The sequence below is a fragment of the Bradyrhizobium sp. LB13.1 genome, from assembly GCF_054056815.1.
In genome coordinates this window covers 4848164-4872311 of record NZ_JBSRYQ010000001.1, presented here as the reverse complement: position 1 = coordinate 4872311, position 24148 = coordinate 4848164, and the positions used below count along the sequence as shown (strand labels likewise).

Here is a 24148-nt window from a genome sequence, read left to right as displayed (position 1 = left end):
GAGAATGACCAAGCTCATCATCGACGGCAAAGAGATCGATGTCCCCGCCGAATACACGCTGCTTCAGGCGTGCGAGGCGGCCGGCGCCGAGATTCCGCGCTTCTGCTATCACGAGCGGCTGTCGATCGCCGGCAATTGCCGGATGTGCCTCGTCGAGGTGAAGGGCGGCCCGAAGCCGGTCGCAAGCTGCGCCTGGGGTGTGCGCGATTGCCGTCCGGGTCCCAAGGGCGAACCGCCGGAAATCTCCACGCGTTCGCCGATGGTGAAGAAGGCGCGCGAAGGCGTGATGGAATTCCTTCTCATCAACCATCCGCTGGACTGCCCGATCTGCGACCAGGGTGGCGAGTGCGATCTGCAGGACCAGGCGATGGGCTATGGTGTCGACACCAGCCGCTTCGCCGAGAACAAGCGCGCGGTCGAGGACAAATATCTCGGCGCGCTGGTCAAGACCTCGATGAACCGCTGCATCCAGTGCACACGCTGCGTCCGCTTCTCGGCGGAAGTGGCCGGCGCCCCTGAAATGGGCGCGACCGGCCGCGGCGAGGACATGGAGATCACGACCTATCTCGAGCACGCGCTGACGTCGGAGCTTCAGGGCAATCTCGTCGACATCTGCCCGGTCGGTGCGCTGACCTCGAAGCCTTATGCTTTCGCCGCACGCCCGTGGGAGCTCGGCAAGACCCAGTCGATCGACGTGACGGACGGCATCGGATCCGCGATTCGAGTCGACACCCGCGGCCGCGAAGTGATGCGTATCCTGCCGCGCATCAACGAGGCCGTGAACGAAGAATGGATCTCGGACAAGACCCGCCACGTCGTCGACGGTCTGCGCACCCAGCGCCTCGACCGGCCCTATATCCGCGAAGCCGGCAAGCTGCGGGCGGCAAGCTGGCCCGAAGCCTTTGCCGCTATCGCCGCGAAGGCGGCGCGCACCGACGGCAAGCGCATCGGCGCGATCGCGGGCGACCTCGCCGGCGTCGAGGAGATGTTCGCGCTGAAGGATCTGCTGGCCAAATACGGCTCGGGCAATCTGGCGGTGCAGGGCGGCGACGCCTTCGACCCCGCGCTCGGCCGCGGCTCCTACATCTTCAATCCGACGCTGGTGGGCGTCGAGCAGGCCGACGCGCTGCTGATCATCGGCGCCAATCCGCGGAAAGAGGCGGCCGTGTTCAACGCCCGCATCCGCAAGCGCTGGCGCGCCGGCGGCTTCAAGGTCGGCGTGATCGGCGCCAAGGACGACCTGACCTACGATTATGGCCATCTCGGCGCGGGCACCGAGACGCTCGGTGAACTCGCGGCCGGCAAGCACTCCTTCATGGACGTGCTGAAGAACGCCAAGAACCCGATCATCCTGGTCGGTGCGGGCGCTGCCTCGCGCCACGACGGCGCTGCCATTCTCGCCGCCGCCGCCAAGCTTGCGCTCGACGTCGGCGCGCTCAAGGACGGCTGGAACGGCTTTGGCGTACTGCATGAGAGCGCTTCGCGCGTTGGTGCGCTGGATATCGGCTTTGTCGCCGGTCAGGGCGGGCTTAACGCGGCGCAGATGACGACGTTCGGGACGCTCGACCTGCTGTTTCTGCTCGGCGCCGACGAGATCAAGCCGTCGGACGGCACCTTCGTCGTCTATATCGGCACCCACGGCGACCGCGGCGCGCATCGCGCCGACGTGATCCTGCCGGCAGCCGCCTATACCGAGAAGTCCGCGATCTACGTCAACACCGAAGGCCGCGTGCAGATGACCGGCCGCGCCGCGTTCCCGCCGGGCGAGGCCCGCGAGGACTGGGCGATTGTCCGCGCGCTGTCGGAGGCGCTCGGCAAGAAGCTCGGCTACGACTCGCTTTCGGCCCTGCGCCAGGCGATCTTCAAGGCCGTGCCGCATCTAATCCGTCTCGACCAGATCGAGGCCGGCTCCGCCGACCAGATCAAGAAACTCGCGGGCAAGGGCGGCACGATGGAGAAGGCGCCGTTCAAGCCGCTGGTCGAGGACTTCTACTTGACCAACCCAATCGCGCGTGCGTCCGCCGTGATGGCGGAGTGTTCGCGGCTTGCCTCCGGGCAGATGCTGACCGCAGCGGAGTGAGCTGATGGAATTCTTCGAAAGCGCATTCTGGACCGGGTTCCTCTGGCCGCTGATCATCATGATCGCGGAGAGCGTCCTGGTGCTGGTCGTCCTGCTGGTGGCGATCGCCTACATCCTGCTCGCCGACCGCAAGATCTGGGCGGCGGTGCAGATACGCCGCGGCCCGAACGTGGTCGGTCCCTGGGGTCTGCTGCAGTCCTTCGCCGATCTCCTGAAGTTCGTGCTGAAGGAGCCGATCATTCCGTCCGGCGCCAACAAGGGCGTGTTCCTTCTTGCTCCCTTGGTATCGTGCGTGCTCGCGCTCGCCGCGTGGGCGGTGATCCCGACCAATCTCGGCTGGGTGATTTCCGACATCAATGTCGGCGTCCTCTTCATCTTCGCGATCTCGTCGCTGTCGATCTACGGCATCATCATGGCGGGCTGGTCGTCGAACTCGAAGTACCCGTTCCTGGCGGCGCTGCGCTCGGCGGCGCAGATGGTGTCGTATGAAGTCTCGATCGGCTTCGTCATCATCACGGTGCTGCTCTGCGCCGGCACGCTGAACCTCTCGGCCGTGGTCGAGGCCCAGCATGTCCGCGGCCTCGCCAGCCTGATCGGGTTGCCGCAGCTCACCATCCTGAACTGGTATGTCTGGCCGCTGTTCCCGATGTTCGTGATCTTCTACGTCTCGGCGCTGGCGGAAACCAACCGTCCGCCGTTCGACCTGGTCGAAGCGGAATCCGAGCTCGTGGCCGGCTTCATGGTCGAATACGGCTCGACGCCGTATCTGCTGTTCATGCTCGGCGAGTATGTCGCGATTGCCACGATGTGCGCGATGGCGACGATCCTGTTCCTCGGAGGCTGGCTGCCGCCGGTGGACCTCCCGCCCTTCAACTGGGTGCCGGGGATCATCTGGTTCTCGCTGAAACTGTTTTTCATGTTCTTCCTGTTCGCGATGGCCAAGGCGATCGTGCCGCGCTACCGCTACGATCAACTGATGCGCCTCGGCTGGAAAGTGTTCCTGCCGCTGTCGCTGGCGATGGTGATCGTGGTGGCCGGAGTGCTGCACTTCGCCGGCATCGCGCCGAAGTGAGGGCCGTCATGGGTATCAACATCAACGCCACTGCACGCTCGCTTCTGCTGTCGGAATTCGTCTCGGCGTTCTTCCTCGCCATGCGCTATTTCTTCCAGCCGAAACCGACACTGAACTATCCGTTCGAGAAGGGCCCGATCTCGCCGCGCTTCCGCGGCGAGCACGTGCTGCGCCGCTATCCGAATGGTGAAGAGCGCTGCATCGCCTGCAAGCTCTGCGAAGCGGTGTGCCCGGCGCAGGCCATCACCATCGAGGCCGGCCCGCGGCGCAACGACGGCACCCGCCGTACCGTGCGCTACGACATCGACATGGTGAAGTGCATCTATTGCGGCCTCTGCCAGGAGTCCTGTCCGGTCGATGCGATCGTCGAAGGCCCGAACTTCGAGTTCGCGACCGAGACCCGCGAGGAACTGTTCTATGACAAGGCCAAGCTGCTCGCCAACGGCGACCGCTGGGAACGCGAGATCGCAAAAGCGATCGAGCTCGACGCGCCGTACCGGTGAGATGAGAGCATGATCCTTCCCGCGCTGTTCTTCTATCTCTTCGCCGGCGTCTGCGTCGCCTCGGCGGTGATGGTGATTGTCTCGCGCAATCCCGTGCACTCCGTGCTGTACCTGATCCTGGCCTTCGTCAACGCCTCCGGCCTGTTCGTGCTGATGGGCGCCGAATTCCTGGCGATGATCCTGATCGTCGTCTACGTCGGCGCCGTCGCCGTGCTGTTCCTGTTCGTGATCATGATGCTCGACGTCGATTTCCTCGAGCTGCGCGAGGGCTTCATCGAGTACCTGCCGGTCGGCCTCGTGATCGGCGGCATCTTCCTGTTCGAGCTGCTGCTCACGGTCGGCTTCTGGGTCATCAACCCCGGCGTCGCCAAGACGATCACGGCGGCGATCCCGACCAATGTCTCGAACACCGAGGCGCTCGGCCTGGTGCTTTATACGAAGTACATCCACTACTTCCAGCTCTCGGGCATGGTGCTCCTGGTTGCCATGATCGGTGCCATCGTGCTGACGCTGCGGCACAAGGCGAGCGTCAAGCGGCAGGACATCAACGTTCAGAACGCCCGCACGCCCGAAATTGCGATGGCGATACGCAAGGTGGCGCCGGGGCAGGGGCTCCAGGACTCTGACGCGGCGGAGTGGGTGAAATGACGATCGGGCTCGGACACTATCTTGCGGTCGGCGCGATCCTGTTCACGCTCGGGATCCTCGGCATCTTCCTGAACCGCAAGAACATCATCGTCATCCTGATGTCGATCGAGCTGATCCTGCTCGCGGTCAACATCAACCTCGTGGCGTTCTCGACCTTCCTCGGCGATATCGTCGGGCAGGTCTTCGCGCTTCTTGTGCTCACCGTCGCGGCCGCCGAAGCCGCGATCGGTCTCGCCATCCTGGTGGTCTATTTCCGCAACCGCGGCTCGATCGCGGTTGAGGACGTCAATCTGATGAAGGGCTAACGCGCATGATCCGGAAAAGTGGATACCGGTTTTCCGGTCAGATCATGCGCAAAGAGAAATAAGTCATGGTCCAGGCAATCGTCTTTCTGCCTCTGCTGGGGGCCATTCTGGCCGGCATGATCGCGCTGTTCGGCGCGCATGCCCGCAACCCCTCGGGCGACACGGTCGAGCACCACGATGATCACGGACACGGCGCACAGGCGCATGCGTCCGATACGATCAACGAGGATGCGTCGGTCATCCAGGAGTCCCATCACGAGCCCGGCGACGGCCACGACGACCATCACGTCTCCGAGCCGCCCGCGGTGGGCTCGCGCGGCGCCGAGCTGATCACCACGGCGTTCCTGTTCGTGTCGGCAGCGCTGTCCTGGATGACGCTGGTCGACGTCGGCTTCATGCACCACGACATGCGCATTCCGCTGTTGCCGTGGATTCTCTCCGGCGATCTCCAGGTCTACTGGACGCTGCGGGTCGACACGCTCACCGCGGTGATGCTGGTGGTGGTCACCACCGTGTCCTCGCTCGTGCACCTCTATTCCATCGGCTACATGGACGAGGACCCGAACCGGCCGCGCTTCTTCGGCTATCTCAGCCTGTTCACCTTCGCCATGCTGATGCTGGTGACCGCGGACAACCTCGTGCAACTGTTCTTCGGCTGGGAAGGCGTGGGTCTGGCGAGTTATCTCCTGATCGGCTTCTGGTACCAGAAGCCGTCGGCGAACGCGGCCGCCATCAAGGCCTTCGTGGTCAACCGCGTCGGCGATTTCGGCTTCGCGCTCGGCATTTTCGCGATCTTCCTGCTGGTCGGCTCGACCGATTTCGAGACCATCTTCCATGCAGCTCCGAGCCTGACCGGCAAGACCATCGACTTCCTCGGCTGGCACGCCGATGCGCTGACCCTGACCTGCCTGCTGCTGTTCATGGGCGCGATGGGCAAATCGGCGCAGTTCCTTCTGCACACCTGGTTGCCGGACGCGATGGAGGGCCCGACCCCGGTGTCGGCGCTGATCCACGCGGCGACCATGGTCACCGCCGGTGTGTTCATGGTGGCGCGCCTGTCGCCGCTGTTCGAGCTCGCGCCGAACGCGCAGGCCGTCGTGATGTTCTTCGGCGCCACCACGGCGTTCTTCGCGGCGACCATCGGCCTCGTCCAGAACGACATCAAGCGCATCGTCGCCTACTCGACCTGTTCGCAACTCGGCTACATGTTCGTGGCGATGGGAGCAGGGGCCTATTCGGTCGGCATGTTCCATCTGTTCACGCATGCCTTCTTCAAGGCGCTCTTGTTCTTGGGCTCCGGCTCGGTGATCTACGCGATGCATCACGAGCAGGACATCCGCAACATGGGCGGCCTCTGGCGCAAGATCCCCTACACCTACGCGGTGATGGTGGTCGGCACGCTCGCGCTCACCGGCTTCCCGCTGACCGCCGGCTATTTCTCCAAGGACGCGATCATCGAGTCCGCCTACGCCTCGCACAATCCGTTCGCGATGTACGGCTTCCTGATGACGGTCGTCGCGGCCGGCCTGACCTCGTTCTATTCGTGGCGCTTGATCTTCAAGACCTTCCACGGCGAGCCCCATGACGAGCATCACTATGAGGCTGCGCATGAAGCGCCGATCTGGATGCTGATCCCGATCGGCGTGCTCGCGGTCGGCTCCATCTTGGCCGGCTTCCCGTTCAAGGAGCTGTTTGCCGGTCACGGCATCGAGGAGTTCTTCCGCGAGTCCGTGAAGATGAATCCGCACATCATCGAGGGGATGCACCACATCCCCGAGACCATCGCCTTCCTGCCGACGGTGATGATGGTGCTGGGCTTCCTGGTGTCGTACCTGTTCTACATCCGCCGGCCCTATCTACCGGTCGAGCTCGCGAACACGCAGCCGATGCTGTACAAGTTCCTGCTCAACAAATGGTACTTCGACGAGCTCTACGATCTCATCTTTGTCCGTCCGGCGAAGTGGATCGGCTATCAGCTCTGGAAGAAGGGCGACGGCTTCATCATCGACGGCCTCGGCCCCGATGGCATCTCGGCCCGCGTGCTGGATGTCACCCGCAACGTCGTGAAGATCCCAGACCGGCTATCTCTACCACTACGCGTTCGCCATGCTGATCGGTGCCGCCGGCCTGATCACCTGGTTCATGTTCGGCTTTGGAGGCCAGTAAATGACAACCTGGCCAATTCTATCCGTCACGACGTTTCTGCCGCTGGTCGGCGCGCTGATCGTCTATCTCAGCCGCGGCGATGACGAGGCGGCCCGGCGCAACTCGCGCTGGATCGCGCTCTGGACCACGCTGATCACCTTCGCGGTGTCGGTGATCCTGGTCATGCGGTTCGACGCGTCGAACGCCGACTTCCAGTTCGTCGAGAAGGCGAACTGGCTCGCCACCGGCATCACCTATCACATGGGCGTGGACGGCATTTCGCTGCCGCTGGTGATCCTGACCACCGCCATCATGCCGTTCTGCATCATCGCGAGCTGGAAGGCGATCACCAACCGCGTCCGCGAATACATGATGGCGTTCCTGATCCTGGAAACGCTGATGATCGGCACCTTCTCGGCGCTCGATCTCGTGCTGTTCTACCTGTTCTTCGAAGGCGGCCTGATCCCGATGTTCCTGATCATCGGGGTCTGGGGCGGTCCGCGCCGGGTCTACGCGTCCTTCAAGTTCTTCCTCTACACGCTGCTCGGCTCGGTCCTGATGCTGCTCGCCATCATGGCGCTGTACTGGAACGGCGGCACCACCGACATCCCGACCCTGATGCACACGGCCGTGCCGCGCTCGTTGCAGACCTGGGCCTGGCTGGCCTTCTTCGCCTCGTTCGCGGTGAAGATGCCGATGTGGCCGGTACACACCTGGCTCCCCGACGCGCACGTCGAGGCGCCGACCGCAGGCTCCGTGGTCCTCGCCGCGATCCTCCTGAAGATGGGCGGCTATGGCTTCCTGCGCTTCTCGCTGCCGATGTTCCCCTTGGCGTCGCATGATTTCGCGCCGCTTGTGTTCACGCTCTCGGCCATCGCCATCATCTACACCTCGCTGGTGGCGCTGATGCAGGAGGACATGAAGAAGCTGATTGCGTACTCCTCAGTGGCGCATATGGGCTTCGTTACCATGGGCATCTTTGCCGGCACGATGCAGGGCGTCGCCGGTGGCGTGTTCCAGATGATCTCGCACGGCATCGTCTCCGGCGCGCTGTTCCTCTGCGTCGGCATCGTCTACGACCGCATGCATACCCGCGATATCGCGGCCTATGGCGGCCTCGTCAACCGGATGCCGCTCTACGCGCTGACCTTCATGGTCTTCACCATGGCCAATGTCGGTCTGCCCGGCACTTCCGGCTTCGTCGGCGAGTTCATGACGCTGCTCGGCACCTTCAAGGTCTCGATCCCGACCGCGTTCTTCGCCACCTTCGGCGTGATCCTGTCGGCCTGCTACGCGCTCTGGCTTTACCGCAAGGTGGTGTTCGGAGCGCTGGTCAAGCCGTCGCTGATGAGCATGAAGGATCTCACCTTCCGGGAGTGCCTGATGCTGTTCCCGCTGATCGCGCTGACGATCCTGTTCGGCATCTACCCGAAGCCGGTGCTCGACATGTCGGCGGCCTCGGTCCAGCAACTCGTCAACAATTACAACACCGCTGTGACGGCCGTGAAGGCCGCCGCACTGCTCCAGTGAGCGGGCAGGTCAGGATATCGCCATGAGCTTTGAGACTGCAGGTTATCAACTGGCGCCGGTGCTGCCCGAGCTCGTGCTCGCAATCGGCGCCATGGCGCTGCTGATGCTCGGCGCTTATCGCGGGCAGGAGACCACCAAGACGGTCACGACGCTTGCGGTGCTGCTCCTGATCGTGGTCGGCGTGCTCGAATACATGCTGCCCGCGGGCAAGCAGGTGACCTTCGGCGGCAGCTTCATCGTCGATGATTTTGCCCGCTTCATGAAGATACTGGCCCTGATCGGCTCGGCGGTGACGCTGGTGCTGTCGACCGAGTTCCTGTCCGACCCGTCGCGCCGCATCTTCGAATACGCGATCCTGGTGCTGCTCTCGACTCTCGGCATGATGGTGCTGATCTCGGCCGGCGATCTGATCTCGCTCTATCTGGGCCTCGAATTGATGTCGCTCGCGCTCTACGTCGTGGCGACCTCGAACCGCGACAACGCCAAGTCGACCGAAGCCGGTCTGAAGTACTTCGTGCTCGGCGCGCTATCCTCGGGCATGCTGCTGTACGGTTCCTCTCTGATCTATGGCTTCACCGGTACTGTGACCTTCACCGGCATCGCGGCGGCCGCGACCGTCTCGAATGTCGGCCTGGTGTTCGGCCTGGTGTTCCTGCTCGCCGGCCTCTGCTTCAAGGTCTCGGCGGTCCCGTTCCACATGTGGACGCCAGACGTCTACGAGGGTGCGCCGACTCCGGTCACCGCCTTCTTCGCCTCGGCGCCGAAGGTCGCCGCGCTCGCGGTCTTCACCCGCGTCACGCTCACCGCATTCCCGGGCATCGTCTCGCAGTGGCAGCAGATCCTGGTGTTCGTGGCAATCGCCTCGATGGCGCTGGGCTCGTTCGCCGCGATCGGCCAGAGCAACATCAAGCGCCTGATGGCCTATTCGTCGATCGGCCACATGGGCTTTGCCCTGGTCGGCCTTGCCGCAGGCACGGTCGAGGGCGCGCAGGGCGTCTTGATGTACATCGTGATCTATGTCGCGATGACGCTCGGTTCGTTCTCGGTCATCCTCGCCATGAAGCGCAACGGCCAGCCCGTCGAGCAAATCAGCGATTTCGCCGGTTTGTCGCGGACCAATCCGCTGCTCGCCTTCATGTTCGCGATGCTGCTGTTCTCGCTCGCCGGCATCCCGCCGCTCGCCGGCTTCTTTGCCAAATGGTACGTCTTCGTCGCCGCCATCAAGGCGAATTTGTTCACGCTCGCTGTCGTCGGCGTGCTGACCAGCGTGGTGGGCGCCTACTATTATCTCAGCATCGTCAAGACGATGTATTTCGACGAGCCGGCCGGGCAGGTCGATCCTGTCAGGGTCGAGGTGCGGACGGTGCTGGCGGTCGCGGGCCTGTTCAATATCCTGTTCGCCCTGTTCGCGGGTCCGGTGGTGAGCGTCGCCTCCGCCGCGGCAAAGTCGCTGTTCTAGGATGGCATTCGCGCTCGGTCCCAGCGCTCTGTCGGCGGGCTACAAGCTCGCGGCTTTCGAACGGACCGGCTCGACCAATACCGAGGCGATCGAGCACGCGAGGGGCGGCGAACGCGGCCCGATGTGGTTCGTCACGTCGGAGCAGACCGCGGGCCGTGGCCGACGTCAGCGTGCCTGGATCGCGCCAAAGGGCAACCTCGCCGCCAGCGTCCTCGAAGTCCTGGACGTTGCCCCGTCTGTCGCCGCGACGATCGGCTTTGCGGCCGGGCTGGCCGAGGAGGCCGCCCTGGAAAAGGTGAGCCTGGAGGCTGCACTGCGCCTCGGCGAGGGTCGTCCCCGCTACACCCTGAAATGGCCGAACGACGTGCTTGCCGGCGGCAAGAAGCTGGTCGGTATCGGCCTTGAGGCCGAAGCCGTCGGCGAACGCCTTGCCATCGTCGTCGGCATCGGCACCAACGTCGTCGCCGCGCCTGAGGGCACGCCGACGCCGGCGGTGTCGCTCGCCGCGCTCGGCGTCCAGATCAGTGCGGAGGAGCTGTTCTCGGCACTCTCTGACGCCTGGGTGGAGTTCCGCGGCATCTGGGACAATGGTCGCGGCTTTGCCGAGATCCGCAAGCTATGGTTGGAGCGCGCCGCCGGCCTCGGCGAGCGGGTTGCGATCCACACGGGAGTGATGACGCTGGAAGGCATTTTTGACACGATCGACGACACCGGCTGCCTGATCGTCCGCACCGCGGAGGGCCGGCGCGTGCCGGTGGCCGCGGGCGAGGTGTTCTTTGGCTCGGCCGCCTCCGTGGGAGCTGCGTGATGGCGAAGCCTGAAGAACTGGTATTTGCACCGCTCGGCGGTGTCGGCGAGATCGGCATGAATTTGTCGATCTACGGCCTCGGCAACCGCCAGCAGCGCGCCTGGCTGGCAATCGATCTCGGCGTCTCCTTCGGCGACGAGGAGCATCTGCCGGGCATCGACCTGATCATGCCTGACATCAGCTTCCTGGAGAAGGAGCGCAAGAACCTGATGGGCCTGGTGCTGACGCACGCCCATGAGGACCATTTCGGCGCCATCATCGACCTGTGGCCGAGGCTGAAATGCCCGATCTATGCGACGCAGTTCAGCGCCGCGCTGTTCGAAGCCAAATGCGCCGCGGAGCGCAATGCGCCGAAGATCCCGGTGACGGTGGTGCCGTCCGGCGGGCGCGTCGATATCGGTCCGTTCAACGTCGAGTTCATCCCCGTCGCGCACTCGATTCCGGAGTCGCATGCGCTGGCGATTCACACCGAAGTCGGCACGGTGCTGCACACCGGCGACTGGAAGATCGATCCGACCCCGATCATCGGCCGCCCGACCGACGAAAAGCGGCTCCGCGAGCTGGGCGATCAGGGCCTGCTCGCCTTGATCGGCGATTCCACCAACGCCGTGCGTGACGGCCGCTCACCCTCGGAAGCCGAGGTTGCGAGATCCATCACCGAACTCGTCAAGGCCGCCAAGGGCCGCGTCGCAGTCACGACCTTTGCTTCCAATGTCGCGCGCCTCAAGGCGGTCGCCATCGCTGCGAAGGCCGCCGACCGTGAGGTCGTCGTGGTCGGCCGCGCCATGGAGCGCGTGGTGCAGGTCGCGCGCGAGACCGGCTATCTCGACGGCGTGCAGAGTTTCCGCTCCCCCGAGGTCTACGGTCATCTGCCGCAAGACAAGGTGCTGGCGCTCTGCACCGGCAGCCAGGGCGAGCCCCGTGCCGCGCTGGCGCGCATCGCCAATGACGACCATCCCGAGATCACGCTCAATCGCGGCGACAGCGTGATCTTCTCCTCGCGCACCATTCCCGGCAACGAGAAGGCGGTCGGCGCCATCATCAATGGCCTGGTTTTGCAGGGTGTGGAGGTCATCACCGACCGCGACCACCTGGTCCATGTCTCCGGTCATCCCCGCCGCGACGAATTGCGCGATATGATCGCCTGGACCAGGCCGCAGCTCCTGATCCCCGTCCATGGCGAGGCCCTGCACCTGAACGAGCACGCCAAGCTCGCGCGTGCCGCCGGCGTGCCGCGCGTCCTGGTCTGCCGCAACGGCGACCTGGTCAAGCTCGGCCCCGGCGATCCCGGCATCATCGGACAAGTGCCCGCGGGCCGTCTCTACAAGGACGGCACGATTCTGGAGGACTCCAAGTCCCGCGCGGTGATCGAGCGGCGCCGCTTGGCCTTCTCCGGCTGCGCCTTCGTGGCTATCGCCATGACGCAGCAAGGCGAGCTCGTCGACGATCCCGAGGTCGATCTGATCGGCATCCCCGAGAAGAACAAAGCGGGCGAGCCCTTCGACGACATCGTCTTCGACGCCGTGGTCTCCACCATCGAAGGCCTGCCGAAGGCGCGCCGTCGCGACGCGGATGCGCTGGCTGAGTCGGTGCGACGCGCTGTCCGCTCCGTGATCAACGAACATTGGGGTAAAAAGCCCCCCTGTCTGGTACACGTTCTGACAGTATAAAGTTTGAGCATGATCTCATCGGAAAACCGCTTCACACTTTTCCGGATCATGCTCTGAGGGAGAAGAAACATGCTGGGCCGGCTCAACCATGTCGCGATTGCGACCAAGGACGCCGTCAAGGCCGCCAGGATCTATGGCGCCGCATTCGGGGCCCAGATCTCGGAGGCCGTCGCGCTGCCCGAGCATGGCGTCACCACCGTGTTCGCGACCCTGCCCAACACCAAGATCGAGTTCATCGAGCCGCTCGGCGAGGCCTCGCCGATCGCAAAGTTCCTCGACCGCAACGCCGACGGCGGCATCCACCACGTCTGCTACGAGGTGGTCGACATCATCGCCTCGCGCGACACGCTGGTGAAGGAGGGCGCACGCGTGCTTGGCGACGGCGTGCCGAAGATCGGCGCCCACGGCAAGCCGGTGCTGTTCCTGCATCCGAAGGATTTTTCCGGCGCGCTGGTCGAAATCGAGCAGGCGTAAGGCCGAAGCCATGGCGATCCAGCTCTCAACCGCGCTCGCGATCTACTTCGTCATCTGGTGGATTGCACTGTTTCTGACGCTGCCGTTCGGCGTACGCAGCCAGCACGAGGACGGCGTGGGCACGCCAGGCACCGATCCCGGCGCACCGATCCTGACCGGCATGCGGCGCAAGCTGATCTGGACCACGATCATCTCGGCCATCATCTACGGGATCGGCATAGCGGCCTATCACGCCGGCTATCTCTCGATCGAACGCCTGTCGAAATTGATGGGAATGCCGTTTTAGAATTTTCCGGTTGTGTGGGTTTGGGGGGACGAATGACTTTTCAGAGGATCGTCATCGCGCTGTTGGTGCTGATCGTCGCCGGTCTCGGTGCGATCGGCTATTTCGAGTGGAAGATGGCCGCGCAGGTGCGCACCCTGAAGGCGTTTGTCGAGGGCTACGTCTTCAACGACGCGGTGATGGCCTGCGAGCAGGCCAAGAGCTCGACGCCGTTCAAATGGAACGGGGGCAAGAGCACCTCAGTCATCGGCCTGAACTCGGTCAAGCTCGACAAATACAATGTCAGCGCCAGCTACACGCTGGTGGCGGACAACGTCTATTGCGATTACGATCCGGTCAAAAGAAAGGCCGAGATCGGCTCAAGCTTCCTGGAGCGGGAGTAGCGATCCGGCCATGACAAGCATGGGATGGGATCGTCATGGCGCAGGCGGAGGGGTACCGGATTCTGCATGAGGCTGACTTGCGGGACTATCTCGCAGGCGTTCCGGACCTCAAGGCGCTTCTCGGCGGCGAGGCTGCCTCCTGGTCGATCACCGAAGTCAGCGACGGCAACCTCAATCTCGTCTTTATCGTGAAGGGCGGCCGCAGCGGTGTCGCCGTGAAGCAGGCGCTGCCCTATGTCCGCCTCGTCGGCGAGAGCTGGCCGCTGCCGCTGTCCCGGGCCCATTACGAATATCTCGCTCTGTCCCGGCAGGCCCAGCTCGCGCCCGGACTCGTGCCGGCATTGCTGCATCACGACGAGGCGCTGGCGCTGACGGTGATGGAGCTGCTCGAGCCCCACATCATCATGCGCAAGGGGATGGTCGCGGGAACGCAATATCCGGGCTTCGCCAATGACATCACCACCTTCATGGCCCGGACCTTGTTCTTCACCTCCGACCTCGCGCTGTCAGCGGCCGACAAGAAGGAGGCCATCGCGGCCTTCGCCGGCAACCATGCGCTGTGCAAGATCACCGAGGATTTGATCTTTACCGATCCCTACCGCGTGGCCGTACAGAACCACTGGACCGTGCCGTATCTCGATGCGCTCGCCGCGGATCTGCGCGATGACATTGAATTGCACGTCGCCATCTCCCGGCTGAAGCTGAAATTCATGGCGAGCCCCGAGGCGCTGCTCCATGGCGACCTTCACACCGGCTCGGTCATGGTGACGGAGGGCCAAACACGGGTGATCGATCCCGAGTTCGCGTTCTATGGTCCGATGGGGTTTGATGTCGGCGCTGTGCTGGCAAACCTGCTGATGGCCTATTTCGCGTCATCAGGCCGCGATCGCTCGCCGGGGGACCGGCGCGCCTTTGAAGGCTGGGTGCTTGAGACCGTCGAGGAGGTCTGGAACGAGTTCGCCCGCAAATTCCTCGACCTCTGGCGCGCTGGCGCGGCGGGAGATGCCTACCCGGCCTCGCTCTTCGCAGGAGAGAAGGGCGCCGCGCGGCTTGAGGCCGAGCGGCAGGTCTACATGCAGCGCTTGTTCGCCGACACGGTCGGCTTCGCTGCGGCAAAAACCATCCGCCGCATCTTCGGTCTCGCCCACAATATCGATTTCGAGCTGATCGAGGATCCGCGCCGGCGCGCGATCAGCGAAGCACGCGCCGTGAGGCTGGCAAGGACGATGATGCTGGAGGCGGGGGCATTTCCCACCATTGCGGACGTCACTGCTGCAGCGCGAAAATTGCGCGACTGGCAGCCGGAGCTCGCGACTGGCTAGGGCGCGTACTCACAAATCGGGGCCCGAGCTCTGCGCCCGCATACGTCAACCCCTTCAAGGCGCTTGCGCTCGACGTGCCGTGGATGGTCAACTCTCGAACCGGAGCACGCCTGCGTTGTTGGGGGACACATGATCTTCAGGATAGTGGCAATCGTCGCTGGTTTTGGACTGGCGCTCGTCGCCTCGGCGGAGGCCCAGACACCGCGAAAGGGCGGAACCATCCGCATGACCGCGCCTTATGGCTCGAGCTTCACAAGCCTGGACATTCATACGACGCAGCGCGCCCAGGACGAAATCTACGCCAAGGCTCTGCACCGGTCGCTCTACATCTGGAATTCCACGGAAGGCAAGCCGGTTCTGGAACTTGCCAAGGAGGACGTCGTCTCGGGCGGAGGTCTCGTTCACACCTTCAAGCTGCGCGACGACGCCTATTTCCACAATGGCCGCAAGATGACGGCGGACGACATCATCTGGACCTACAACCGCATCATGGACGGCACCAAGGCCTATCCCGGCGCGCGCTATGTCCGCGTGATCGAGGGCGCGGCCGCGGTCGAAAAGGGCCAGGCCAAGGAAATCTCCGGTCTGAAGAAAATCGACGACGTCACACTTGAGATGAAGCTGACCGAGAAAGTCGATCCAGGCTTCTACTTCTGGAACGCGATAACTTCGATCTATCCCGCCGACGAAGCCGCCAAGGAGAGCTTTCTCCAGAAGCCGATCGGTCTTGGGCCCTTCAAGTTCGTCGAGCACGTACCGGGATCGCGCATCGTTCTGGAGCGGTGGGACCGCTTCTACAAGCCCGGCAAGCCTTACGCTGACAAGATCATCGTGTCGGTCATGGGCGAGGCCGCGGCACGCGATGTCGCCTTCCGCAACAAGGAGATCGACACCTCGGTGCTGGGACCGGCGCAATATGTCGCCTATCAGAACGACGCCGACCTCAAGGGCACCGTCGTCGAGGTCGCCGAGGTCTTCACCCGCTACATGGGGATGAACCCCGCGTTCAAGCCGTTCGCCGACAAGCGGGTCCGGCAGGCGATCAACTATGCGATCGACACCGACCTGATCATCAACAAGCTGGTCAAGGGCAAGGCCTATCGCGCCACCAGCTGGCTGCCGCTGACCTCGCCCGCCTACGACAAGGCCATGAAGCCCTACGCCTTCGATCCCGCCAAGGCCAAGCAGCTGCTCGCTGACGCCGGCTATCCCTCGGGCTTCGAATTCGAATGGACCACCAGCCAGAATGAAAGCTGGGGTCTGCCGATCGTCTCGGCCGTCATCCCGATGCTGGACAAGGTCGGCATCAAGGTGAAAGTCAAGCAGGTCGAGACCGCGGTACTGGCGGAGGTGGTTCGCAGCGGCGATTACCAGGCCTTCATCTATTCCCAGGCGAGCGGCCCGGATCCGCAGGCCGCCCTCAAATGCTTCCACTCGGCGACGCCGCAACCAGCCTGCAACTACATGAACTTCAAAAATGCCGACTTCGACAAGATGGTCGATGAGGCCGGACAGGCCGACGATCCCGCCAAGCGCGCCCAGCTGCTGCAAAAGGCCAACGCCCTGCTCTACGAAGAGGCGCCGGTCTGGTTCTTCAACTACAACAAGGCGGTCATGGCGGTGCAGCCGTGGCTCAAGGGGATTCAGCTGAACGCGACGGAGCTGACCCATCAGAACGTCGAAGACCTCTGGGTCGACGAGACCTCGCCCGCGAAGTGACACGCGCTCTCGGGCTCCCTCCATCGCAACGAACGATGGAGGGAGAGAGGAAAAGTGCCGATGCTCCCCTTCCTGTTCCGTCGTCTCCTGCAAACCATTCCGACCGTGCTCGCCGTCGTGCTGCTGGTCTTCGTGCTGTTCAGCGTCGTTCCCGGCAGCATCGTCTCGTCCATGAGCGACGACAGCGATCCACAGGTCGAGCTGCGCATGAAGAAGCAGCTCGGCCTCGACGATCCCGTCTATGTGCGGTTCGGCGCCTACATCGCCAAGCTCGCGACAGGTGATTTCGGAACATCGTTCCGGACCCGCGAACCTGTCACGACCATGATCGCCAAACGGATGTGGCCGACGCTGCAACTCATCTTCGCCGCCATGGCACTTGCCGTCGTGATCGGCGTGCCGCTGGGCTTCATCGCAGCGCTGAAGCCTGGCGGCATCGTCGACACGCTCGCAATGGTCGTGGCGGTCTCGGGCCTTTCGATCGCCAAATTCTGGCTTGGACTGGTGCTGATGTACTTCTTTGCGTTGAAGCTCGGCTGGCTGCCGAGTTTCGGCTATGGTGATGGCGGACTGAAATATCTGATCCTTCCGGCCGTGACGCTCGGCGTCTCGCCGATGGCGCTGTTCGCACGGACGACACGCGCTGCGGTCCTCGAGATCATGACCGCAGATTTCGTGCGCACTGCGCGCTCGAAGGGCATGAGCGAGACACGGGTCGTGAAGTGGCACGTGATGCGCAATGCGCTTGTCATCATTCTCACCACCGTCGGCCTGCAGTTCGGCGCGTTGATGGGGCAGGCGGTGGTCGTCGAGAAATTGTACTCCTGGCCCGGCATCGGCTCGCTGCTGGTTGACAGTGTCCTGCAGCGCGACATTCCGGCCGTTCAAGGATCCATTCTCGTGGTGGTGCTGGCCTTTCTCGCGATCAATCTGCTGATCGACCTGCTCTACGGCGTGATCGATCCCAGGATCAGATACGCATGAAGCTGCGCGCCAATCTCATCATCGGCGGCGCGCTGTTCGCGCTCGCCATCCTGGTCGGCCTGCTCGCGCCCTGGCTGGCCCATACCGATCCCGTCATGGACGCCAATTTGTTGAATGCGGAAGAGCCCCCGAGCTGGACCTGGTGGTTCGGCACCGACGACCAGGGCCGCGACATTTATTCCCGCGTCGTCTACGGCGCGCGCGTCTCGCTGACGGTCGGCATCGTCTCGCAGCTCATCAACAGCGTCATCGGCGTCGCGCTGGGCCTGAGCGCCGGCTATTGGGGCGGCTGGTGGGACGATGTCGTCAACGGCCTGACCAACGTCATGCTCGCGATCCCATCGCTGATCTTCGCGCTGGCCATCATGGCGGTGCTTGGTCCCGGCCTGACCAGCCTGCTGATCGCACTCGGCTTGACCAACTGGTCTTTCACGTGCCGGATCGCACGGGCCTCGGCGCTGTCGCTCAGGAGCCAGGGCTATGTGCAGGCCGCGACCGTGCTCGGCTACGGCGATCTGCGCATCATGATCACGCAGCTGCTGCCGAACATGTTAGGGCCGATCGTCGTCATCGGCACACTCGGCATGGGTAGCGCGGTGCTGTCCGAAGCCGCATTGTCGTTCCTCGGCCTCGGCGTGCGCCCGCCGTTTCCGAGCTGGGGCAGCATGTTGTCGGATGCCCGCGACCAGATCACGACGGCACCGTGGCTCTCGGTCTTTCCCGGTCTTGCCATCTTCCTGACGGTGCTCGGCCTCAATTTGCTCGGCGACGGGTTGCGCGACATTCTCGATCCACAATCGCGGAGCCGGCGCACATGACCGGGCCGCCGCTGATCGAGGTCGAGGATTTGCGTATCGACCTCAACGATGGATCGAGGCGCGTTGCGGCGGTCGAGGGCATTTCATTCCGCATCGATCGCGGCGAGACATTCGGCCTTGTCGGCGAATCCGGCTGCGGCAAGAGTATCACGGCGCTCGCTTTGATCGGCCTGTTGCGGCAGCCGTTGTCGATCGGCGGCGGCGCCATCCGGTTCGAGGGCAGGGAGATCCAGCAACTTTCAGCCGGCAGGCAACGGGAGCTGCGCGGCAATCGCATCGCCATGATCTTCCAGGAGCCGATGACGGCGTTGAACCCGGTGTCGCCCGTGGGCCGGCAGATCGCCGAGATGTTCGTGCTGCACAAGGGCAAGAGCTGGCGGGAAGCCAACCAGCTCGCAGTCGAGGCGCTGGCCAGCGTCCGCGTCCCCGCGCCGGAGCGACGCGTGAAGGATTACCCGCACCAGCTGTCAGGCGGCATGCGTCAGCGCGTGATGATCGCCATTGCGCTCGCATGCGGTCCGGATCTCCTGATCGCCGACGAGCCGACAACGGCACTCGACGTGACCGTGCAAGCCGAGATCATCGAGCTGATGCGGAATTTATGCGCCGAGAGAGGAACGGCAATCCTGATGATCAGCCACGATCTCGGCCTGGTCGCCAATGTCTGTCGCCGCGTGGCCGTAATGTATGCCGGCCGCATCGTCGAGGAGCGCGGCTCGGCCGATATCTTCCGGGCGCCCTCGCATCCCTATACGCGAGGCCTGGTGGCCTCGCTGCCGCGGCTCGGCAGCCGCGCCGCGCTTGGCCGCACCAGGCTGAAGGAGATCGCGGGCGTCGTGCCGGCCATCACGAATTTCCCGCATGGCTGCCGGTTCAATCCGCGCTGCGCGCATGCGACCGATATTTGCCGGACCACCGTGCCGGGAACGGATTTGCTGGAGGCCGGCGGTCTGGTCAGGTGTCATCACCATGCATGAGCCGCAGGGAAGGCCCGACGACGATGTCATTCTCAGCGTCGAGGATCTTGCGGTCCATTTTCCGCTCGGAGGCGGCCTGCTGGGGCGCGGCCGTCGGCTGCTCCGCGCCGTCGACGGTGTCGATCTCAGGCTGAAGCGGGGCGAATGCCTCGGCCTCGTCGGCGAGTCCGGCTCCGGCAAGTCGACGGTCGCATTGTCGATCCTTGGTCTCCAGACCCCGACGCGCGGCCGCATCGTGGTGGACGGGCAGGTCGTGACGGGCCGGCCATCCGGCGATCGAAAGGCGCTGGCCCGCATCGTGCAAATGGTGTTTCAGGACCCCTACGCCTCGCTCAATCCACGCCAGACCGTTCGTCGCACGCTTGAAGATCCCCTGCGCGTGCATGGCGTGACCGCCGCAAGCGAGATCGAGGACCGCGTTGCGATCATGCTGCGGCATGTGGGCCTGCGGCCCGAACAGGCCGACCGCTACCCGCATGAATTCTCCGGCGGCCAGCGCCAGCGCATCGGCATCGCGCGCGCCCTGATCCTCAATCCCAAAATCGTCATCTGCGACGAGCCCGTGTCGGCGCTGGATGTCTCGATCCGTGCGCAGATCATCAATCTGCTGCTGGAACTGAAGGAAACGCTCGGCTTGTCGTTCATCATGATCAGCCACGACCTCGGCGTGGTCGAACACATGAGCGACCGGGTAGCCGTGATGTATCTCGGCCGCATCGTCGAGAACGGCGACTGGCGCGAAATCTTCGAACGGCCCGCGCACCCCTATACGCAAGCCCTGATCGCCGCCATCCCCGATCCCCTGCACCATGCACCGCTCGCGACGACAGGCGGCGACCTTCCCAATCCCCTCAATCCGCCGAACGGATGCGCGTTTAGTCCGCGGTGCCGGTATGCCGAGGCGGTGTGTCGGAGCGAGCCTGGACCGTCGCTTGAAACGCGTTCCGACGGACACTCGGTCCGGTGCTGGCGAGCTGACGAGATTGACGGTCAGGCGGTATTGGTCTCAGCCGAGGGTGGACGTCCCTAGGACGGAGGGCGACCGTTGTGGGTCAAAAGCGTCGTTCTAATGCCCGCTAGTCACCTCCGATCCGCCCCGATAGGCGAACGATTTTGGAGCCCGCCCATGAACAATCGCGTGGGGTTGATCCGTGGGGCAGTCCAATCGCGTACCACCCCATTTTCATGTGTGCTACCTAGTTGTGTAGCAAGATGGTAGCAGGAGAGGCAGATCATGACTGACGATCAGGTCGATCTCGTTGTTCAGCACCTTTGCGAGCACTTGCACTTGGCGCTCCGATTGAAGGGCAGCGAAGCACATCCACCAAACGCCAAGGATATTGGATTCGATCCGGCCAGTGTAAGAACCGTATTGCTGACCTGCTTGCGTTCGGCGGGTGTCACGATCAACCACGAGGCGACCGGGGCGAGCGAAGAACCGCCGTAGTCGTAAACGCAAAACGCGGGACAGAAGCCACGCGCGAATGTCTCAGTTCGGTCGGCAGCCGACAAATCTACTACAGCATCTATAGGTCCGTAAGGGACCACTTCCGGACGTCACTGGTATGGCGCCGACCTGATCATCACCATGTCTTGCGCACGGGTCGAGAGTGGTGCGCCACGGATGTTTAGGTGCGCCGAGTTACCGTTTACCTGGATCTTAGCAGCGCCGCCGGATCCAAGCGTGCAGCCCGCTGAGCGGGTAGCAGACCGAAGATAATGCCGGTGAGACTAGAGCAGGCGATCGCGATCAGCGCCATTCGTTCGTTGAACTCGGTTGGCCAACCCAGCGCGGAGGGCACAACGCGCGCGCATGCGTAGCCAACGGCCAGTCCCAACAGGCCGCCGATAGTGCACAGGAGCACCGCTTCCAACAGAAACTGTCGACGGATGTCTTGCGGTCGGGCACCGAATGCCAGTCGAATGCCTATTTCATTGATCCGTTCGGTCACCGACACGAGCATGATGTTCATCACCCCAATACCGCCGACCAGCAATGAGATTCCTGCAAGCGCGGACACCAGCAACGTGAACTGGCGATAGGCGCGGTCACGCGTCTGGGCGACCTGAATGAGGTTCTGAATTCGAAAATCGTCGCCCCCGCCTGACGATCTTGTGACGTTGCCGTAGGACGCGTGCAATCGCGGTTTCTGCCGCGGACATCGACTGAGCGGATTCGGTTTTCACCAGAATCGAATGCACGGCATCGGGATTGGCCTGACTGCGTCCAATGGCGAAGATTCTCGCCGACGACAGCGGAATGAACATGACGTCATCCTGGTCTCGGCCCGTGAAATCCTGCCCCTTCTCGGCAAGCGTGCCTATCACGAGATAGGACGTGCGTTCAATACGGACAAAACGGCCAAGTGGATCACTGCCCCGGAACAGTTCACGTGCCACGGTATGACCGATGACGGCTATTTTTGCGGCCGATGCGACTTGCGCGTCGTTGAACAGCTGACCTTCCGCAAGATTCCACCCGCGCGCTTCAAAAAAAACGGGCGTCACACCGGCAACAAGTGTCGACCAGTTCAGGTCTCCTGATATCGTCGTCTTTTGCTCGCCGACGAACGGTGCCGCGATAACGACATCGGGCACTTCGCGGGCGACAGCGATTGCATCGCCCGTCGTGAGCGATAGGATGGTGCCCGCCTGCTGTCGTACGCCCTGCGCGACCTGCGCGCCAGGTTGCACGAGCAGCAGATTTGATCCAAGCGAGTTGATCTGCCTCGAAACCTCGGCACGGGCTCCCTCCGCCACCGCGACCACGATCAGGACGGCAGCAATACCGATGACAACGCCGGTCACTGCGAGAATGGAGCGCAGTATGTGCACACGCAACGACCGAAACGCCAGATAGATATAACTGAATGATCGCATTGGAACCGCACGCGGGTCAGAAGCTCATGAGGTAGCATCACATCCCTGGTCGTCGACAATTGCGCCGTCCCGTAGCCTGATCCTGCGCCCCGCGTACGCCGCGACCTCAGGATCATGGGTCACAAGCACGACTGTGAGGCCCGCGCGCTGCAATTCGCCAAGAAGAGCAAGAATGGCATCGCGCGTGCTGGTGTCCAGTGCGCCGGTCGGTTCGTCGGCCAGGAGAAGGTCGGGACCGTTGACGATCGCCCGCGCGATGGCAACCCGCTGCTGCTCACCTCCCGAAAGCTGGGCAGGCATATGGTGCATTCGGCCGCCCAGCCCCACCCGCTCAAGCACAGCGCGCGCCCTCGCTGTCGGATTCCGTAGCGGCTCGCGCCGATAGAATAGCGGCAAGCCGACATTCTCGAGTGCGGTCAGCCGCGGCAGCAAGTTGAAGTTTTGAAAGATGAACCCGATGCGCCGGTTTCGCAGCTCGCTCAAGCGCCCCTTCGACTGCACTAGTATATCTTCGTCATCAAGAAAATAGCGCCCGCGCGAGGGATGATCGAGGCAGCCGAGAATCGAAAGTAACGTCGATTTTCCCGATCCCGATGGGCCCATGACCGCGACGAATTCTCCGCGATCAATCTTCAGGCTTACGTCGGACAATGCGCGAATCGTTTGGTCACCGAGCCGGTGCTGTTTGTTGATATGGTCGAGAGTGACGAGCGATCGCATGCGCTAACCGGCAAAGCGGCTCCAATCTAGTGTTTGCTCCGATAACCGACGGCAACCTGTTCGCCTATTTTGAGATCTGGCGACCGGATCTCAGTGAGCGAATCTCCGGTAGCGCCTAGTGACACGGTGGCGACAGCCAAATGACCCGATTTCGCGCGGAGCCAGATCACGCCCTGACCGGGCGCAGGATTGTTTCCGTCGTATCGGGTCGGACGAAAGCTCAGCGCGGCGTTGGGAACCACCATCGCGTCTTGACGCTCCTGAACCAGGATGCGGACGTCGGCCGTCATTCCCGGAAGCAGCAAGCCGTCCGGATTGGGCGCCGAAATCATCGCGGTGTAGGTCACGACATTTTGGATCATCCGCGCAGCCTTCCGAATCTCGATCACGCGCCCCTCGAACGCTCGGCCCGGATATGAATCCACGCCGAAGAGGACGCGCTGCCCGATTCGCACTGCGCCGATATCGGCCTCGCTGACGAATGCATTTACGCGCATGTCCGAAAGATCACGCGCGATGGTGAAGAGCGTCGGCGCCTGCAGACTCGCAGCCAGCGTTTGGCCAAGCTCGACGCTGCGCCGAATTACGACCCCATCGATCGGTGACTTGATGGTGCTTCGTTCGAGGTCAAGTCGAGCCCGTTCCAGAGAAGCGCGCGCAGCCATTACCCCGGCCGTGCGTACCTGCTCGCGCGCCTTGGCCGCGGACAATTCCGCGGCGAGCGCCCGAGCCGTCATCTGTGCTCGCTCGGCGTCGCGCTGGGAAACACTGCCGTTCTTGCTGAGCGTGGCCTTGATCTGAAGCTCCCGCAAAGCGTCATCGTAGTGTGCCCGTGCGCCCTCGATGGCTGCGTTGGCCTCTTCCTGTTGTGCCAGTGCGACCGCGAGCGCAGCCTCCGCTTCCTTGAGCAGGACTTCAAAGGTCGCACCGTCAAGGGCCGCAAGCGGTTCGCCCGCGCGAACGCGGGAATTGTGGTCAGCCATGAGTTTGGCGACCTGACCCGATAGCTGTGAGCTGACCTCGACGGTGTCGACGGCTTCGAGCGTTCCGGCAGCAGTGATGTTCTGAACAACATTATCGCGCGTGATGCTGACGTAGCGCAGATTGTCATGATCATCCCCAATTGCGGAAACCGGGCTATCCGGTGCCCACAACGGATACGCAACAGCAATTGCAGCGCCTCCCAGTGCTGCGCGCATCAGAAGGCTTCGAGGCAAACTCAGTTGATTATCCGTGCGAATGATGATCTCGCCGCATTAGCGCTTGCGGTGCTCCATGCTGAACGTAATCCTTGGTAATGCGGCAGGCGGCGCGATCAGACCAGAAGACCTGATGGTGAACGCGCCGCTTTTGGCGCGATCCGAAACG

General features: G+C 63.3%; 23 protein-coding genes and 1 pseudogene. 20 read left to right on the top strand and 4 right to left on the bottom strand.

The genetic code is table 11. The features are described from left to right. Positions 1-4 precede the first annotated feature (4 nt). The 20 genes and pseudogenes from nuoG to ACVWYI_RS23140 all read left to right on the top strand — a co-directional run bounded on the left by nuoG (position 5) and on the right by ACVWYI_RS23140 (position 20627). The gene (nuoG, locus tag ACVWYI_RS23235) at positions 5-2080 is read left to right on the top strand and encodes an NADH-quinone oxidoreductase subunit NuoG (protein ID WP_456663312.1); all 2076 of its coding nucleotides are present in this window, start codon (positions 5-7) and stop codon (positions 2078-2080) included. Positions 2081-2084: 4 nt separating this feature from the next. Then, positions 2085-3152: an NADH-quinone oxidoreductase subunit NuoH gene (gene nuoH / locus ACVWYI_RS23230; protein WP_007603555.1), complete on the top strand. Its 1068-nt coding sequence runs from the start codon at positions 2085-2087 to the stop codon at positions 3150-3152. A 14-nt stretch (positions 3153-3166) separates the two neighbouring features. After that, positions 3167-3655 carry an NADH-quinone oxidoreductase subunit NuoI gene (gene nuoI / locus ACVWYI_RS23225; RefSeq protein WP_247349480.1) on the top strand — a complete coding sequence of 163 codons (489 nt, stop codon included), beginning with the start codon at positions 3167-3169 and terminating at the stop codon, positions 3653-3655. Between the two features lie 9 nt (positions 3656-3664). Continuing rightward, a complete protein-coding gene (locus tag ACVWYI_RS23220; protein WP_007610978.1) occupies positions 3665-4303 on the top strand; it encodes an NADH-quinone oxidoreductase subunit J in 639 nt (212 codons plus the stop codon). Continuing rightward, a complete protein-coding gene (gene nuoK, locus ACVWYI_RS23215) occupies positions 4300-4608 on the top strand; it encodes an NADH-quinone oxidoreductase subunit NuoK (RefSeq protein WP_015685769.1) in 309 nt (102 codons plus the stop codon). Before ACVWYI_RS23220 ends, nuoK begins: the two co-directional genes overlap by 4 nt. A gap of 65 nt (positions 4609-4673) precedes the next feature. Continuing rightward, positions 4674-6774, top strand: a pseudogene (gene nuoL, locus ACVWYI_RS23210) (NADH-quinone oxidoreductase subunit L). Further along, positions 6775-8283 carry an NADH-quinone oxidoreductase subunit M gene (locus ACVWYI_RS23205; protein ID WP_247447335.1) on the top strand — a complete coding sequence of 503 codons (1509 nt, stop codon included), beginning with the start codon at positions 6775-6777 and terminating at the stop codon, positions 8281-8283. It begins immediately after the preceding pseudogene. Between the two features lie 22 nt (positions 8284-8305). Further along, a complete protein-coding gene (gene nuoN / locus ACVWYI_RS23200) occupies positions 8306-9742 on the top strand; it encodes an NADH-quinone oxidoreductase subunit NuoN (protein WP_247349307.1) in 1437 nt (478 codons plus the stop codon). A 1-nt stretch (position 9743) separates the two neighbouring features. Further along, on the top strand, positions 9744-10550 hold the full coding sequence (locus ACVWYI_RS23195) for a biotin--[acetyl-CoA-carboxylase] ligase (RefSeq protein ID WP_456663311.1): 807 nt from the start codon (positions 9744-9746) through the stop codon (positions 10548-10550). After that, positions 10550-12220, top strand: coding sequence for a ribonuclease J (locus tag ACVWYI_RS23190; protein ID WP_456663310.1), 1671 nt, complete (start codon positions 10550-10552; stop codon positions 12218-12220). The genes ACVWYI_RS23195 and ACVWYI_RS23190 overlap by 1 nt, the downstream gene beginning before the upstream one ends. A gap of 69 nt (positions 12221-12289) precedes the next feature. Next, on the top strand, positions 12290-12694 hold the full coding sequence (gene mce / locus ACVWYI_RS23185) for a methylmalonyl-CoA epimerase (protein ID WP_106944962.1): 405 nt from the start codon (positions 12290-12292) through the stop codon (positions 12692-12694). Between the two features lie 10 nt (positions 12695-12704). Continuing rightward, positions 12705-12980, top strand: coding sequence for a DUF1467 family protein (locus ACVWYI_RS23180; RefSeq protein WP_247349302.1), 276 nt, complete (start codon positions 12705-12707; stop codon positions 12978-12980). Between the two features lie 32 nt (positions 12981-13012). Further along, a complete protein-coding gene (locus ACVWYI_RS23175) occupies positions 13013-13360 on the top strand; it encodes a hypothetical protein (RefSeq protein WP_456663309.1) in 348 nt (115 codons plus the stop codon). A 35-nt stretch (positions 13361-13395) separates the two neighbouring features. Continuing rightward, positions 13396-14682, top strand: a complete 1287-nt coding sequence (gene mtnK, locus ACVWYI_RS23170; protein ID WP_456663308.1) for an S-methyl-5-thioribose kinase — start codon at positions 13396-13398, stop codon at positions 14680-14682. Between the two features lie 129 nt (positions 14683-14811). Then, the gene (locus ACVWYI_RS23165; protein WP_456663307.1) at positions 14812-16401 is read left to right on the top strand and encodes an ABC transporter substrate-binding protein; all 1590 of its coding nucleotides are present in this window, start codon (positions 14812-14814) and stop codon (positions 16399-16401) included. Between the two features lie 60 nt (positions 16402-16461). Next, on the top strand, positions 16462-17385 hold the full coding sequence (locus ACVWYI_RS23160; RefSeq protein ID WP_247447417.1) for an ABC transporter permease: 924 nt from the start codon (positions 16462-16464) through the stop codon (positions 17383-17385). Continuing rightward, complete coding sequence (locus ACVWYI_RS23155) at positions 17382-18203, top strand: ABC transporter permease (protein WP_151649942.1); 822 nt, start codon at positions 17382-17384, stop codon at positions 18201-18203. Before ACVWYI_RS23160 ends, ACVWYI_RS23155 begins: the two co-directional genes overlap by 4 nt. Then, positions 18200-19180, top strand: a complete 981-nt coding sequence (locus tag ACVWYI_RS23150; RefSeq protein WP_456649690.1) for an ABC transporter ATP-binding protein — start codon at positions 18200-18202, stop codon at positions 19178-19180. Before ACVWYI_RS23155 ends, ACVWYI_RS23150 begins: the two co-directional genes overlap by 4 nt. Beyond that, positions 19173-20210: an ABC transporter ATP-binding protein gene (locus ACVWYI_RS23145; RefSeq protein WP_456663306.1), complete on the top strand. Its 1038-nt coding sequence runs from the start codon at positions 19173-19175 to the stop codon at positions 20208-20210. Before ACVWYI_RS23150 ends, ACVWYI_RS23145 begins: the two co-directional genes overlap by 8 nt. Before the next feature lie 204 nt (positions 20211-20414). Continuing rightward, positions 20415-20627, top strand: a complete 213-nt coding sequence (locus tag ACVWYI_RS23140; protein WP_456663305.1) for a hypothetical protein — start codon at positions 20415-20417, stop codon at positions 20625-20627. 202 nt (positions 20628-20829) lie between these two features. On the opposite strand, the gene ACVWYI_RS23135 is transcribed toward ACVWYI_RS23140, so the two are convergent. Genes ACVWYI_RS23135 through ACVWYI_RS23120 form a run of 4 tightly spaced genes read right to left on the bottom strand, consistent with a single transcriptional unit; the run spans position 20830 to position 23979 of the window. Further along, positions 20830-21201 carry an FtsX-like permease family protein gene (locus ACVWYI_RS23135; protein WP_456663304.1) on the bottom strand — a complete coding sequence of 124 codons (372 nt, stop codon included), beginning with the start codon at positions 21199-21201 and terminating at the stop codon, positions 20830-20832. 28 nt (positions 21202-21229) lie between these two features. After that, positions 21230-22060, bottom strand: coding sequence for an ABC transporter permease (locus ACVWYI_RS23130; RefSeq protein ID WP_456663303.1), 831 nt, complete (start codon positions 22058-22060; stop codon positions 21230-21232). A 24-nt stretch (positions 22061-22084) separates the two neighbouring features. Further along, positions 22085-22780: an ABC transporter ATP-binding protein gene (locus ACVWYI_RS23125; RefSeq protein WP_456663302.1), complete on the bottom strand. Its 696-nt coding sequence runs from the start codon at positions 22778-22780 to the stop codon at positions 22085-22087. A gap of 26 nt (positions 22781-22806) precedes the next feature. After that, entirely contained in the window at positions 22807-23979 is a 1173-nt protein-coding gene (locus tag ACVWYI_RS23120; RefSeq protein WP_456663301.1) for an efflux RND transporter periplasmic adaptor subunit, read from the bottom strand. Positions 23980-24148 lie beyond the last annotated feature (169 nt).

Bases quoted from the DNA above. Each gene is read 5' to 3' on its own strand.
- nuoG (WP_456663312.1), top strand. From the start codon at position 5: ATGACCAAGCTCATCATCGACGGCAAAGAGATCGATGTCCCCGCCGAA.
- nuoH (WP_007603555.1), top strand. From the start codon at position 2,085: ATGGAATTCTTCGAAAGCGCATTCTGGACCGGGTTCCTCTGGCCGCTG.
- ACVWYI_RS23220 (WP_007610978.1), top strand. From the start codon at position 3,665: ATGATCCTTCCCGCGCTGTTCTTCTATCTCTTCGCCGGCGTCTGCGTC.
- nuoK (WP_015685769.1), top strand. From the start codon at position 4,300: ATGACGATCGGGCTCGGACACTATCTTGCGGTCGGCGCGATCCTGTTC.
- ACVWYI_RS23205 (WP_247447335.1), top strand. From the start codon at position 6,775: ATGACAACCTGGCCAATTCTATCCGTCACGACGTTTCTGCCGCTGGTC.
- nuoN (WP_247349307.1), top strand. From the start codon at position 8,306: ATGAGCTTTGAGACTGCAGGTTATCAACTGGCGCCGGTGCTGCCCGAG.
- ACVWYI_RS23195 (WP_456663311.1), top strand. From the start codon at position 9,744: ATGGCATTCGCGCTCGGTCCCAGCGCTCTGTCGGCGGGCTACAAGCTC.
- ACVWYI_RS23190 (WP_456663310.1), top strand. From the start codon at position 10,550: ATGGCGAAGCCTGAAGAACTGGTATTTGCACCGCTCGGCGGTGTCGGC.
- mce (WP_106944962.1), top strand. From the start codon at position 12,290: ATGCTGGGCCGGCTCAACCATGTCGCGATTGCGACCAAGGACGCCGTC.
- ACVWYI_RS23180 (WP_247349302.1), top strand. From the start codon at position 12,705: ATGGCGATCCAGCTCTCAACCGCGCTCGCGATCTACTTCGTCATCTGG.
- ACVWYI_RS23175 (WP_456663309.1), top strand. From the start codon at position 13,013: ATGACTTTTCAGAGGATCGTCATCGCGCTGTTGGTGCTGATCGTCGCC.
- mtnK (WP_456663308.1), top strand. From the start codon at position 13,396: ATGGCGCAGGCGGAGGGGTACCGGATTCTGCATGAGGCTGACTTGCGG.
- ACVWYI_RS23165 (WP_456663307.1), top strand. From the start codon at position 14,812: ATGATCTTCAGGATAGTGGCAATCGTCGCTGGTTTTGGACTGGCGCTC.
- ACVWYI_RS23160 (WP_247447417.1), top strand. From the start codon at position 16,462: ATGCTCCCCTTCCTGTTCCGTCGTCTCCTGCAAACCATTCCGACCGTG.
- ACVWYI_RS23155 (WP_151649942.1), top strand. From the start codon at position 17,382: ATGAAGCTGCGCGCCAATCTCATCATCGGCGGCGCGCTGTTCGCGCTC.
- ACVWYI_RS23150 (WP_456649690.1), top strand. From the start codon at position 18,200: ATGACCGGGCCGCCGCTGATCGAGGTCGAGGATTTGCGTATCGACCTC.
- ACVWYI_RS23145 (WP_456663306.1), top strand. From the start codon at position 19,173: ATGCATGAGCCGCAGGGAAGGCCCGACGACGATGTCATTCTCAGCGTC.
- ACVWYI_RS23140 (WP_456663305.1), top strand. From the start codon at position 20,415: ATGACTGACGATCAGGTCGATCTCGTTGTTCAGCACCTTTGCGAGCAC.
- ACVWYI_RS23130 (WP_456663303.1), bottom strand. From the start codon at position 22,060: ATGCGATCATTCAGTTATATCTATCTGGCGTTTCGGTCGTTGCGTGTG.
- ACVWYI_RS23125 (WP_456663302.1), bottom strand. From the start codon at position 22,780: ATGCGATCGCTCGTCACTCTCGACCATATCAACAAACAGCACCGGCTC.
- ACVWYI_RS23120 (WP_456663301.1), bottom strand. From the start codon at position 23,979: ATGCGCGCAGCACTGGGAGGCGCTGCAATTGCTGTTGCGTATCCGTTG.